The following is a 12,947-nucleotide window of genomic DNA, read 5'->3' as shown; positions in this document are numbered from 1 at the left end:
GGTTGCCGGCGCGGAAGGCTCGTGTAGGGCGGGTTAGCGAAGCGTAACCCGCCGTTGCCGCGCCGCCGCTGGCGCCAGCGATTCAGAAGCGCGTCTCGCGCGCCACGCGCAGGAAGTTGTCCAGGATGGGCGTGCAGTCCAGCAGCTCCACGCCGCCGGCGCGGTGGAATTCGGGGTGCCACTGCAGGCCCATGACGAAGGGGGCCTTGGTGTAGCGGATGGCTTCCACCATGCCGTCCGGGACCGAGCGTGCCTCCACCGTCATGTCGCGCCCCAGGTTTTTCACTGCCTGGTGGTGGATGGAGTTCACCAGCGCCTGGCCGCTGTGCATCTTCAGCATGCGGCCCAGCGAGGCGCCTTCCGGGAACACGATCTCGTGGCGATGGCGGTCGTAGTCATCATGTACGTGGGCCATCGCGTCCGGCACGTCGGAAGCGATGTCCTGGTACAGCGAGCCGCCGAAGGCCACGTTGATGAGCTGGCAGCCGCGGCAGATGCCCAGCACCGGCTTGCCGGCCTCCACGAATTCGTGCAGCAGCTCCAGCTCATACATGTCGCGCGCGCGGTCGCCGCTCCATTCGGGGCGCGTGGGCGTTTCCGCGTAGCTCTGCGGCGAGACGTCCGCGCCGCCCTGCAGCACCAGGCCGTCCAGGTGGCGCGCGTAGTCGCGCAGGCGGATGTTGGAGGGGTGCAGCAGGCCTTCCGTGTTCACGGTGGGGATCATGAACACCAGCACGTCGCGCGACATGACCCACTGCGCGATGGACTCTTCCAGGTATTGCAGGTTCTTGCTGCGCAGCCCCTTGGCGCCTTCCTCGGGGTGGAAGATGCGGGCCGAGATCCCGATGTGGAGCGGGCGCTGGATGATGTGCCGTGTGGCCGCTGCCGCGATGCGCCGGTAGCGCGCCATGATGATGCGGCCCCACAGGCTGAAGACTGTGTCGCCCGGATCGAGGTAGCGAGGTGTTCCTATCCTGTCGCCGTGGCGGCGGTCGTGCCGTCGTTGATCGTGATCTCCCGTACTCATTCCTGCTCCCGTTTATCGCATAGGTATTTTTACCATACGAGGCAATTTCCGGTCGCCCGGTTAGGGCTCAGTGGTTGAAGTACAGGTCGTGCAATTGCGCCAGGCTCACGTCGGCGGCGGGCTGGGACAGCGCGATCTTGCCGCCCTGGAGCAGGTAGACGTGGTCCGCCACGGCGATGGCGCGTTCGGTGTTCTGCTCAACCAGGATGATGGTGCGGCCTTCGGCCTTGAGCCGCGCCAGGATCTGGAACAGCTCATGCACCACCAGCGGCGCCAGGCCAAGCGATGGTTCGTCCACGATCAGTAGCTTGGGGGCCGACATCAGGCCGCGCGCCATCGCCAGCATCTGCGCTTCGCCGCCGGACAGTGAGCCGGCCAGCTGCGTGCGCCGTTCGCGCAGGCGGGGGAACATGTCGTAGGCCGCTTCCAGCCGGGTCTTCACGTGGGCGCGGTGCGCCTTGTTGAAGGCGCCCATGACCAGGTTTTCCTCCACGTTCATGTCGCGGAACACCATGCGGCCCTCGGGCACCATGGCCAGGCCGCGGTCGGCCATGTCCCAGGTGGGCGTGCCATCCAGGCGCTTGCCGTGCAGCGTGATCTCGCCGCCTTTCAGCGGCACCATGCCCATGATGGCGCGCAGCAGCGTGGTCTTGCCGGCGCCATTGGGGCCGATGATGGTGGTCAGGCGGCCCGGCTGCATCGCCAGTGAGACGTCCCACAGCACGTTGATGGCGCCGTAGCCGGCGCGTACATTGCTCAGTTCAAGCATGTTTTTCTCCAGGCCCGCTGCCGGTGTAGCTCTTGATGACTGCCGGGTCGCGGAACACCTCGTCCGGCGTGCCGTCCGCGATCAGTTCCCCGAAATTGAGCACCGCCACGCGCGGACACAGGCTGCTGATGGTTTCGATGTCGTGCTCGATGATGACGATGCCTACGCCGAAGCGCTGATGCATCTCCTTGAGCATGCCCATGAAGCGCCGCTTGCCGCTGGTCTCCAGTCCGGCCAGCACTTCGTCCAGCAGCAGCAGCTTGGGGTTGGTGGCCAGCGCCTTGGCCACTTCCAGGGCTTTCAGCTCGGTCAGCGACAGGCTGGTGGCGGCGTCGCGCCGCGCCTTTCCGGCCAGGCTGGTGAAGTCCAGGATCTCGTCGATGCGCGCCGTGTCCACCTTGCCGGTGCCGAAGCGCTGCGCCACCACCAGGTTTTCGCGCACCGTCAGCTCGTGCATCGGTTGCGGAATCTGGAAGGTGCGGCCGATGCCGAGGCGGGCGCGCTGGTACATGGGGGCGCGCACCACGTCGCGGCCGGCAAAGCGGATGGCGCCGCCGGCGGGCCTGACCAGGCCGGAGATGGCGTTGAACAGCGTGGTCTTGCCGGCGCCGTTCGGTCCCACCAGCCCGATCACGTCGCTGCTGCCGACCCTGAGCGAGACGGCGTTGACGGCCGTGAGGCCGCCGAAGCGCACCGAGAGCTGCTCCAGCTCAAGTACGGAATCAGGCATGGTTGCGTTTCCTTCCGAAGCCGCGCAGCAGCGGCATCAAGCCGTTCGGGCTCAGTACGATCATCAGCACCAGCAGCACGCCCAGCACCAGCTGGTGGCCGGTGGGCAGCAGCTCCTTGAACAGCAGCTGGTCCGCCAGCGACACGAACACCGCGCCCGCGATCGGCCCCACGATGGTGCGGTAGCCGCCGAAGATGGCCGCCACGATGGGCAGCGTCACCCACAGGCCGTGGAAGGCGTAGTCCGGTTCCAGGAAGTTGATGTAGTGCGCGTTGAAGGCACCCACCACCCCAGCCATGAAGGCGGACACCATCAGCATGGCCGCCTTCAGCAGGGTGCTGTTGACGCCCACCACGCGCGTGGCGTCTTCGCTGTCGTGCATGGCGCGCAGGGCCAGGCCGTAGTGGCTGGCGCGGATGGCCGCGTAGATGAAGGCGAAGGCCACCACGATGGTGAGGATGATGAGGTAGGCGCCGGCCTTGCCGCTGAAGTCGTAGCCGGCCAGCGTGGGCAGCACGGGAATGTTGGCCAGGCCGCCCGCGCCGCGCGTGACCGAGGTCCATTCGGTGGCGATGATGCGGAAAATGTGGGCGTAGGCCAGGATGGCCAGCGCGAAGTAGGGCCCGCGCAGGCGCAGCACCGGCAGCATGGCGATGGAGGCGGCCGCGGCGCCCAGGCCGCCCAGCAGCATGGCCGGCAGCACCGGTACACCCAGGCGCATGGTGGCCAGGGCGGACACGTAGGCGCCCACGCCGAAGAAGGCCGAGTGGCCGAAGCTGATCATGCCGCCCAGGTTGCCCAGCAGCGCCCAGGACAGCGCCACGCCGCCGATCACCAGCGCGGCCACGATGGTGCTCATCACGTAGTTATTGCCGGACAGGGTGAGCGGCACCACCAGGTAGGCCAGGATCAGGGCGGACAGCACGCCGTTGTGGATCTTCATCCGCGCCTCCTTGCCGCGCCGAACAGGCCGTTGGGCATGACGAACAGCACCAGCAGGAACAGCGACATGCCGGCCAGCTCCTGCAGCGCGGAGCTGGCCAGGGTGACGGTGAGCGCCTCGCACACGCCCAGCAGCACCGCGCCCAGCAGCACGCCGGGAATGGAGCCGATACCGGCCAGCACGGTGATGATGAAGGCCTTCACGGTGAGCGCGCTGCCGTAGGACGGCTGGATCACACCGTAGCTGAACAGCGCGACGCCCGCGAAGGCGGCCAGGATGCCGGCCACGATGAAGGACACCAGCTCCACCTTGCCGGGGTTGATGCCCATCAGTTTGGCGGCCTCGCGGTTGCTCGACACGGCGCGCAGCGCGCGGCCGTACCAGCTGCGCGAGAGCCACCACCACAGCCCCGCCATCAGCGCCAGGCTCACGCCGAAGAAAATCAGTTCGCTGCGCATGCTGTACAGCGGCCCCACCACGAAGGCTTCCTGCAGCCAGCTGGAGTTGGTGGTGCGGATGTCGGCCTTCCAGATCAGCAGGATGGCGTTGGTGAGGATGACGCCGATGCCATAGGTGAGAATGAGCGAGTTGATTTCGCGGTCCTTCTTGATGCGGTTGACGATCCAGTACACGCACACTGAGGCGAAGCTCACCAGCACCAGCGCCAGCGGGATGGCGAACACCGGGCCGAGACCGGCCTTGGCCTCCACCGTGTAAGCGAGGTAGGCGGCCAGCAGCACCAGCTCGCCGTGTGCGAGGTTGATGATCTTCATGGTGCCGAACACCAGCGCCAGGCCGAGCGCGATGAGCGCGTACGAGCCGCCTTGCAGCAGGCCGGAATACAGGGCCTGGAGTATCAGTTCAGTCATGTGCCGGGCCTTGCCGCGCTTACCAGGGCACGGCCGGGTAGGCGATCTTGCCGGTGGCGGCGGCCTTCGGCCAGACGATGACGATCTGCTTGTCCTGGTGCTGGCCCATGCGGTGCACGAAGTTGGGGTTGTCGCCGTTGGCGGCGAACTGCACGCGGCCGATCAGGGTGTCGCGGTCGGTCTTGCGCATTTCCTCGGCGATGCCGCCTTTTTTCACGGTGCCCTTGTCCGCCGCGCGGGCGATCGCCTCGAACAGCAGCATGGACTGCACGTAGCCGAACTGGCCCAGGTAGTCCGGTTCTTTCTTGTAGAGCTGCTTGTAGGTTTCGGAGAAGGCCTTGCCGTCGGCGGTGTCGAAGGTGGCGGGGTAGGGCAGCAGCGCGGTGCCGAACACATTGGGCATGAGGTCGGGGAATTCGGCGGCCATCTTGGGCGTGGCCAGCGACCACACGCCGACCATGGCTTTTACGTTCGGCTTGAGCACGCGCGCGGCGCGCAGGATGCCGACGTAGTCGTTTTCATAGCCGGACATCAGCACCAGCTCGGACTTGTCCTGCAGCTTGATCTTGTTGATGATGGGCTTGAAGTCGGTGATAGCCGGGTCGAAGGAGTGGGAGGCGGCCTTGATGCCTTTGGACAGCAGCACCTTTTCGATGGACTTGGCCAGGTCGGAAGTGGCTTCCTTGGTGGAGTAGATGATGGAGACGGACTTGGCGCCCACGTCGGCGATCAGGCCCAGCACGGCCTTCTCGTAGCCGGCCGTGTTATTGATGCGGAAAAAATTCTTGCGGCCGCTGGAAACCAGGCTGTCGTCCACACCGCCGGAGGTGATGTAGACCAGATTGAGCTTGTTGGCCGCGTCCGAGGCGGGGGCGATATTGTTGGAGCCGTAGCCGCCGGTGATGGCCACCGCGCCCTGGCTGTGCAGCTTTTCCACGGCGGCGATGGCCTTGGCGGGAGCGGATTCGTCGTCCACGGTGACGATCTTGATCTTGTGCTTGCCGTTGGTCTTGTTGAACACTTCGGCCGCCACCATCACGCCTTCCTGCATGCCGGCGCCGACGCGGGCCAGCGAGCCGGTAAGGGGCAGTTCGGCGCCAACCAGGAATTCTTCGGCGCGCGCGGCGCCTGCGTATGCTGCCGACAGCAGGGCCGCCAGGGCGATCTTCTTGTACAGGCTTTTCATTTTTTGGTCTCCGGGGTTTGCGCCATTTCTTGTGCGAGTCCTTGCGCCAGTTGGCGTAGCTGGCCTTTTAGTATCTTGCCGGTGGCTGCGGCCGGCAAGGCTTGCATGGGGATGATGCGGGTGGGGCATTTGTAGGGCGACAGCGCTGCCGCCAGGTGGGCGTGCAGATGGGTGACCAGGTCGGGGCCGGCGTGGCGCGGGTCGAGTTCAACGTAGGCGACGACTTCTTCGTTGCCGTCCGCAACCGGGCGGCCCACCACGGCGGACTGGGCGACCGCCGGGTGCGCGTTCAGCACGGTTTCCACTTCGAGCGGGTAGACGTTGAAGCCGGAGCGGATGATGAGTTCCTTGGTGCGGCCGACAATGAACAGCGCACCGTCCGGGTCCTGGCGGGCGACGTCGCCGGTGTTGAGCCAGCCGTCGGCGTCGATGGCTGCGGCGGTGAGGGAAGGTTCCTTGTAGTAGCCGAGCATCACGTTGGGGCCGCGCACCCACAGTTCGCCTTGCACGGCCGCTGCACCGGCACCGCTGGCATCGCCACGATCGCCACCATCGCCAGCCAGGCCGGCGTCGCCAGCCAGGCCAGCGTCGCGGCGTCGGCCGGTTGGCACGATGCGCGTTTCCACGCCGGGAATTGGATAGCCCACCGAGGTGTCGGCGCGCGGCGCGTCAAGGCGGGTCTGGCTGATGGTGGGCGCGCTTTCGGTCATGCCGTAGCCATTGTGCAGCGGCTGCCCGAGCATGGCTTCGACCTGGCGCTTGAGCACGGGGTCGAGCGGCGAGCCGCCCGCGTAGGCGAAGCGCAGGCTGTTCTGCAGACCGCCTGGCGCTGCCTCGCCGCCGGACGCTTCGAGCAGGCGGGCGTACATGGCGGGCACGCCTTGCAGGATTGTGAGCCGGTCCTCGTTCAGGGCACGCAGCAGGGCGTCGGCCGAGAAGCGCGGCTGCAGGTAGAGGCAGGCGCCCGCGTACAGTGTGCCCAGCATGACGGACGCCAGGCCGTAGACGTGCGAAATCGGCAGCACGCCGTATGCACGGTCGGCCGGGGTGAGCCCGCGCAGGGTGCTCGACACGGCGGCGATGAACAGCAGGTTGCGGTGCGAAAGCATCACGCCCTTCGACTGGCCGGTGGTGCCGGTGGTGTAGATCAGGGCCGCCGGCTGCACGGCACTGAAAGCGGCGCCCGTGGCGACCGGCTCGGGCGCGGCTGCGGGTGTGCCGTTCAGCGGGCCGGTCATGCATTCGCCGAAGGGCCACTCATCGCGCTGCGCGCCGTGCCGCTCGCCGTGCGCAGCCGCCTCCGGCGAGGCGCCGCTGCAATAGATCACGCGGCGCGCGCCCGAGTGCTCGCGGAACTGGTCGATCTCGCGCGCCGACAGGCGGCTGTTCGCATTGACGGCCCAGGCATCAATGCTGGCTGCCGCGAAGATCAGCGCCACTTGCGCCACGGAGTTTTCGGCCACTATCATGAGGCGGTCGCCGGGCCGCACGCCCAGTTCCCGCAGGCGCGCGGCCGCCGCGTCCACCGCCGCCACCAGTTCACCGTAAGTCCATACCCGGCGGCGCTCCGCCAGGCCCGCGCCGGCCGCCTCGCTGGCCGCGCCAGCGCCAAGCCCAGCGCCAGCGCCGGCGCCGGTGTCACGCGCTGGAGCGGCGGGCACCGCCTCGCTCAGCGCCGGCGCGTCGGGCGTGATCTCGGCCCAGCGGCGCGGGATGTCGCTGATGCGCGCGGGCAGGCTGGCGAGGAAGGCGGCGGTATCCATCAGCCTTGCGCCGCCTTGATCATATTGCGCGCAATGACGATCTGCTGGATCTGCGAGGTGCCCTCGTAAATCCTGAACAGGCGCACGTCCCGGTAGAAGCGCTCGGCCGCGTATTCCGAAATATAGCCGGCTCCGCCGTGGATCTGTACCGAGCGGTCCGCCACGCGCCCGCACATTTCGGACGCGAACAGCTTGCAGCACGAGGCCTCGGTCGAAATATCCTGCTTGCTGTCGCGCTTGCGGGCAGCGTCCAGCACCATGCACCTGGCTGCGTAGATTTCGGCCTTGCTGTCGGCCAGCATGGCCTGGATCAGCTGGAAGTCCGCGATGGCGTGGCCGAACTGCTCGCGTTCCATGGCGTAGCGCAGCGCATCCTCCAGCATGCGCTCGGCCGCGCCCACGCACACGGCGGCAATGTGCAGCCGGCCCTTGTCCAGCACCTTCATGGCGGTCTTGAAGCCCACGCCCTCCTTGCCGCCGATGAGGTTCGCGGCCGGCACGCGGCAGTTCTCGAAGATCACGTCGCAGGTGTGCGCGCCGCGCTGGCCCATTTTCTTGTCCACCTTGCCCAGCGTGAGGCCCGGCGTGCCGCGCTCCACGATGAAGGCCGAGATGGCGCCCGCGCCCTTGCGTCCCGGGTCGGTGCGCGCCATCACCGTATAGATGCTGGCCTCCGGCGCATTGGTGATGTAGCGCTTGGTGCCATTGAGGATGTAATGGTCGCCGTCGCGCACGGCCGAAGTGCGCAGGGAGGCCGCGTCCGAGCCGGAGCCCGGTTCGGTCAGGGCGAAGGAGCCGATGATCTCGCCCGCCGCCAGCTTCGGCAGGTAGTGGCGCTTCTGCTCCTCCGTGCCGTCGATGACGATGCCCTGCGAGCCGATGCCGTTGTTGGTTCCGATCAGCGAGCGGAAAGCTGGCGAGGTGTAGGCGATCTCGAACGCCACCCGCACCTCTTCTTCCATGGTGAGCTGCAGCCCGCCGTAGGCCTCGGGGATGGACAGCCCGAACAGGCCCAGCTCGCGCATCTGCGCCACCACGGCCGGCGGAATCTCGTCCGTTTCCGCCACTTCCTGCTCGTGCGGCACCAGCACCTCGCGCACGAAGCGGCGTACGCTGTCGAGCAGCAGGTTCAGGGTTTCTTCGTCTCGTATCATGCTTGTCCTCTTGGTCGGTTCAGCCGCGGCCGAGTATCGTGTCGATGCGGCGCACCAACTGCACCAGCTTGGGCCCCAGGTCTTCCTCCAGCCGCGCGTGCGACAGCAGGAAGGCCGGGCCGCCGCAGTTGAACGCCATCACCTGCTCGCCGTCCAGGCCGCGCACCGGCACGCCCACGGCGTGCACGTCGCCCTGCCATTCGCCGGCTGACATGCAGAAGCCCTTGTCCTGGTAATCCTTGAAACCCTGTTCCACGCTGGCCTTGACCTGCTGCCAGTTGGCCTCGTCGCGCTGGCGTACGTGGTCCAGTAGGTAGTTGCGCTCCGCCTCGGGCAGCACGCACAGCAGCGCCTTGCCCATGGCGGTGGTGGCCATGGGAATGCGCGCGCCCACGTCCAGCCGCAGCGTGACGTTGGCACTGCTGCGGCAGCTCTCCACGTAGACCATGCTGAGCCGGTCGCGCGCGCCCAGCGACACGGACGCCTGCGCATACTCGGCCAGTTCCTCCATCAGCGGGCGCGCCAGCTTGCGCAAGTCCATATTCGACAGCATGCGGTAACCCAGCGCGAGCACGCCCGCGCCCAGCTGGTATTTGCCCAGCGATTCGGAATAGTTCAGATAGCCCAGGGTGGTGAGGGTGTGCGTGAGGCGCGACACGGTGGGCTTGGGCAGGGAGCTGCGCTTGGCCAGCTCGGCGTTGGTCAGGTAGACTTCGCCCGGCCCGAAGCAGCGCAGCAGTTCCAGGCCACGCGCGAGCGCGTTGACGAACTGCCTGTCCTTGCTGTCGTCGTCGCTGAATACTTCGATCTCGTCGTGCATGCGAACCCCGGTGTGATCCAGGCGCCAAGTTTGACAATCCGCAACGACGCTGTCAATCGTTTTGTGAAACTGCCGTTTGCACAGCGAAACACTGCCGCAGCAGTTCCACGGCCTCCGCTTGCTCCACCTGCGGGAAATGCTTGTAGTGCTGGCTTACTGCGGCGAAGTTGGCGGGCGCGTGCAGGCAGACCATGCGGTCGGCCAGCGCGGCAACGTGCTGCAGCGACTGCGGCGCAGCCACCGGCACCGCCGCGATCAGTTCCAGCGGCAGCGCGGTACGCACGGCGCGCAGGCCAGCGGCCATGGTGGCGCCGGTGGCCAGGCCGTCGTCCACGATGACCACGTGGCGGCCGCAGGGATCGGCGGGCGGGCGGCTGCCGCTGTAATCGGCGCGGCGCTGGCGCAGCACGTCCAGCTGCTCGGCGGCCACCCGGTCGAGCCAGGCGCGGCCGGCGTCCGTCATGGGGTAGTCTGCGCCAACCAGGCGGTTGCCGCGCTCGTCGATGGCGCCGATGGCATATTCGGGGTCGAAAGGCGAGGGCAGCTTGCGCACCAGCACCACGTCCAGTTCGCCTTGCAGCTTGCGGGCCAGGACGGCGCCGATGGGAATGGCGCCGCGCGGTATGGCCAGGATCAGCGGATGGTGCAGGCGCAGCTGCGCCAGGCGCCGCGCCAGTTGCTGGGCGGCATCCTTGCGGTCCTTGAACAGACAGGATGCGGAAGAGGGCATGCGGCCTCGCTATGCATAGGTCCTTTCAGACAGCATAGCGCCGCAAAGCTGCGGTGTCAGGCTTTGATGTCGATCAGCGTGCCGATGCGGCGGTCGGCTTCCTGGATCACCTTGGCGTTCAGGTCGAAACTGGCTTTGTAGACCAGGGAGTTGGTGATCTCGGTGGCCAGGTCGGTGGCGGAGGCGCCCAGGCCGCTGTCGGACGCGGCCAGGCCCCGGCCCTGCGCGGACAGGGTGACGCCGCTGCCGGCCGGGCTGGCTTCCTGGAACTGCGCCTGCTGGGGCTGATAGCCGCGCGTGCTGGCGTTGGCAACGTTGTGCGCCGCGACATCCAGCGCCTGCTGGTTCGCTTGCAGGCCGGAGGCGCCGGCGCTGAGGGCGGATAGACTCATGGGATTTCCCTTGGGCAATGGCTTCCAGTGTACCGCGTCCGGCAGCGGGGCGCAATCGGCGGACAACAACTGTTGCCGAAAAAAAAGGCAGCAGTTTTAGCGTTCTGGTATTGCTTTAGGAAAACTTGACCCGCAGAATTGAGCCATTGTCCCGTTCGATTCCCGGAGCCGCATCATCGATACCGCCGCGTCCAGCCTGTTCCGCCGCAGCCTTGCAGTGCTGGCGTTCTGCTGCGCGCTGCCTTATTCTCATGCCGCCGCGCCACGTTCCTTGCCGGTCTCGCAACTGAACGAGCAAGTTGTGATGATACCGGCCGGGCCCGGCCAGGGCGTGTCGCTGGAAACCACGGTATTCAAGCCGGATGGCGACGGGCCGTTTCCGCTGTTGGTAATCAACCACGGCAAGGCGCCGGGCGACCCTAAAATGCAGCAGCGCGACCGTTTCGTCTACATGGCCAGCGCCTTCGTGCGGCGCGGCTATGCGGTGATGGTGCCGATGCGCACCGGCTTTGCCCATTCCACCGGACGCTATATTGACCACGGCTGCGACATGACGGCCAACGGCTACACCCAGGCCAACGACGTGCGCGACGCGATCCGCTACGCGCGCGGCCAGAGCTGGGTGGACCCGCAGCGCATCGTGGTGGCGGGCCAGTCCTACGGCGGCCTGGCCACCATGGCCCTGGCCACCCAGGAGATTCCGGGCGTGCGCGGGGTGATGAATTTTGCGGGCGGGCTGCGCGTGCACGGCGGCCCGTGCGACTGGCAGGATGCGCTGGTGCGCGCCTTCGGCGACTACGGCCGGCGCAGCAAGATCGCCAGCCTGTGGATGTACGGCGCCAACGACTCGTATTTCGGCCCCGAGCTGGTGGAGCGCATGCACCAGGCCTACACCAAGGCCGGCGGCAAGGCGCAGCTGGTGGCCTACGGCGACTTCAAGCGCGACGCGCACACCATGCTGGCCAGCCGGGAAGGCGAGAAGGTGTGGCTGCCGGAGGCTGAGCGCTTCCTGGCGCGCATCGGCATGCCGGCGCGGGAAAAGTTCGCGGTGGCCGCCGAGGCGCCGGTGCAGGCGCCCACGGAGTACGCCGCGCTGGACGACGTGGAAGCGATTCCTTACCTGGCCGGCAAGGGCCGGGCCGAATACAAGGCCTTCCTGCAGCGCCAGTTGCCGCGCGCCTTTGCTGTGTCCCCGACCGGCGCATGGGGCTGGGCGGAGGAGGGCGAGGACCCGCGCGGCAGCGCGCTGGCCGCCTGCCAGACCAAGAGCCAGCAGCCATGCCAGCTCTATTCGGTGGACGACTACGTGGTCTGGCGCGCGCTGGCTACTACCGGGCGTACCGAGTAGTTGCAGCGCCGTTTCCTTCGCAGGCCGCTTTGTATGCCAATGTGTCCCCCGCGTACACCAATACACGGCATTACACAATCGTCCAGATTCCCGAACATAGCTGATACATAGCCGCGTTATGATTTCTCCATCGGTTCCACACAACGAACAGGGGAGAAAACATGATGGTCGATGAAATCAGTCAGCAACGCCGCCGCTTCTTTGGTACTGCCGCCGCCGCCCTGGCGATGGCGCAATTCGGACTAGCCGGCCCCGCCGCAGCGCAGAGCGCATCGCCAGCGGGCGCACAGCCCGGCCAGCAGCCCGGCCCCGCGCCATCCTTCGGCCAGCTCAAACAGATCGACGCCGGCCTGCTGAACATCGGCTACGTGGAGGCCGGCCCGGCCAATGGCGCGCCGGTGCTGCTGCTGCACGGCTGGCCGTACGACATTCATGCCTTCGCTGAAGTGACCCCGATCCTGGCCGCCGCCGGATACCGCGTCATCGTGCCCCACCTGCGCGGCCACGGCACCACGCGCTTCCTGTCCAGCGCCACCTTCCGCAACGCCCAGCAGTCGGCCGTGGCGCTCGACATTATCGCGCTGATGGACGCGCTGAAAATCCCCAAGGCCGTCATCGGCGGCTTCGACTGGGGCGCGCGCACGGCCTGCATCATCGCCGCGCTGTGGCCGGAACGCTGCAAGGCGCTGGTGTCCGTGAGCGGCTACCTGGTGACCAATATCGACACCCGCGCGGTGCCGCTGCCGCCGAAAGCCGAGCATGACTGGTGGTACCAGTACTACCTGGCCACCGACCGCGGCGCTGCCGGCTACGCGAAAAACACGCGCGAGTTCGCCAAGTACATCTGGGAGACCGCGTCGCCCAAGTGGAAATTCGACGCGGCCACGCTGGACCGCAGCGCGGCGTCCCTGGCCAACCCCGACCACGTGGCCATCGTGCTGCACAACTACCGCTGGCGCCAGGGCGCCGCGCCGGGCGAAGCGCAGTACGACGCGCTGGAAAAGCGCCTGGCCGCAGCGCCCGCCATCACAGTGCCCACCATTACCTTGGAGGGCGACGCCAACGGCGCGCCGTTCCCGCCGCCAGCGGCCTACCGCAGCAAATTCACCGGCAGGTATGAACACCGCAACGTGAGCGGCGGCATAGGCCACAACCTGCCGCAGGAAGCCCCACGCGCCTTCGCGCAGGCCATCCTGGATGTGGCCGCATTTTGATG

General features: G+C 67.2%; 13 protein-coding genes. 2 read left to right on the top strand and 11 right to left on the bottom strand.

The annotated features are described in order from the left end of the window. Positions 1 to 82: 82 nt before the first annotated feature. The 11 genes from ASC94_RS14085 to ASC94_RS14035 all read right to left on the bottom strand — a co-directional run bounded on the left by ASC94_RS14085 (position 83) and on the right by ASC94_RS14035 (position 10,383). On the bottom strand, positions 83 to 1,027 hold the full coding sequence (locus tag ASC94_RS14085) for a gamma-glutamyl-gamma-aminobutyrate hydrolase family protein (RefSeq protein WP_056395698.1): 945 nt from the start codon (positions 1,025 to 1,027) through the stop codon (positions 83 to 85). A gap of 67 nt (positions 1,028 to 1,094) precedes the next feature. After that, on the bottom strand, positions 1,095 to 1,796 hold the full coding sequence (locus tag ASC94_RS14080) for an ABC transporter ATP-binding protein (RefSeq protein ID WP_056395695.1): 702 nt from the start codon (positions 1,794 to 1,796) through the stop codon (positions 1,095 to 1,097). Beyond that, on the bottom strand, positions 1,789 to 2,526 hold the full coding sequence (locus tag ASC94_RS14075) for an ABC transporter ATP-binding protein (protein ID WP_056395692.1): 738 nt from the start codon (positions 2,524 to 2,526) through the stop codon (positions 1,789 to 1,791). Before ASC94_RS14075 ends, ASC94_RS14080 begins: the two co-directional genes overlap by 8 nt. Continuing rightward, entirely contained in the window at positions 2,519 to 3,469 is a 951-nt protein-coding gene (locus ASC94_RS14070) for a branched-chain amino acid ABC transporter permease (protein ID WP_056395689.1), read from the bottom strand. Before ASC94_RS14070 ends, ASC94_RS14075 begins: the two co-directional genes overlap by 8 nt. After that, positions 3,466 to 4,338 carry a branched-chain amino acid ABC transporter permease gene (locus ASC94_RS14065; protein ID WP_056395686.1) on the bottom strand — a complete coding sequence of 291 codons (873 nt, stop codon included), beginning with the start codon at positions 4,336 to 4,338 and terminating at the stop codon, positions 3,466 to 3,468. The genes ASC94_RS14070 and ASC94_RS14065 overlap by 4 nt, the downstream gene beginning before the upstream one ends. A gap of 19 nt (positions 4,339 to 4,357) precedes the next feature. Beyond that, positions 4,358 to 5,524, bottom strand: coding sequence for an ABC transporter substrate-binding protein (locus ASC94_RS14060; protein ID WP_056395684.1), 1,167 nt, complete (start codon positions 5,522 to 5,524; stop codon positions 4,358 to 4,360). Continuing rightward, on the bottom strand, positions 5,521 to 7,287 hold the full coding sequence (locus tag ASC94_RS14055) for a class I adenylate-forming enzyme family protein (protein ID WP_056395682.1): 1,767 nt from the start codon (positions 7,285 to 7,287) through the stop codon (positions 5,521 to 5,523). Before ASC94_RS14055 ends, ASC94_RS14060 begins: the two co-directional genes overlap by 4 nt. Further along, a complete protein-coding gene (locus ASC94_RS14050; protein WP_056395680.1) occupies positions 7,287 to 8,441 on the bottom strand; it encodes an acyl-CoA dehydrogenase family protein in 1,155 nt (384 codons plus the stop codon). Before ASC94_RS14050 ends, ASC94_RS14055 begins: the two co-directional genes overlap by 1 nt. Before the next feature lie 19 nt (positions 8,442 to 8,460). After that, positions 8,461 to 9,261: an IclR family transcriptional regulator gene (locus ASC94_RS14045; protein WP_056395678.1), complete on the bottom strand. Its 801-nt coding sequence runs from the start codon at positions 9,259 to 9,261 to the stop codon at positions 8,461 to 8,463. 52 nt (positions 9,262 to 9,313) lie between these two features. Further along, positions 9,314 to 9,991: a phosphoribosyltransferase gene (locus ASC94_RS14040; protein WP_056395677.1), complete on the bottom strand. Its 678-nt coding sequence runs from the start codon at positions 9,989 to 9,991 to the stop codon at positions 9,314 to 9,316. Positions 9,992 to 10,047: 56 nt separating this feature from the next. Beyond that, the gene (locus ASC94_RS14035; RefSeq protein ID WP_056395675.1) at positions 10,048 to 10,383 is read right to left on the bottom strand and encodes a flagellar basal body protein; all 336 of its coding nucleotides are present in this window, start codon (positions 10,381 to 10,383) and stop codon (positions 10,048 to 10,050) included. A 304-nt stretch (positions 10,384 to 10,687) separates the two neighbouring features. On the opposite strand from ASC94_RS14035, the gene ASC94_RS14030 reads away from it, so the two are divergent. Both ASC94_RS14030 and ASC94_RS14025 read left to right on the top strand, forming a co-directional pair. After that, a complete protein-coding gene (locus ASC94_RS14030; protein WP_082616516.1) occupies positions 10,688 to 11,731 on the top strand; it encodes a dienelactone hydrolase family protein in 1,044 nt (347 codons plus the stop codon). A 164-nt stretch (positions 11,732 to 11,895) separates the two neighbouring features. Further along, a complete protein-coding gene (locus ASC94_RS14025; RefSeq protein ID WP_056397879.1) occupies positions 11,896 to 12,945 on the top strand; it encodes an alpha/beta fold hydrolase in 1,050 nt (349 codons plus the stop codon). Positions 12,946 to 12,947 lie beyond the last annotated feature (2 nt).

Source organism: Massilia sp. Root418, from assembly GCF_001425265.1.
In the GTDB taxonomy this organism is placed as follows: domain Bacteria; phylum Pseudomonadota; class Gammaproteobacteria; order Burkholderiales; family Burkholderiaceae_D; genus Rugamonas.
The sequence above is the reverse complement of the archived record's forward strand: the minus strand, read 5'-3'. Positions and strand labels throughout refer to the sequence as shown.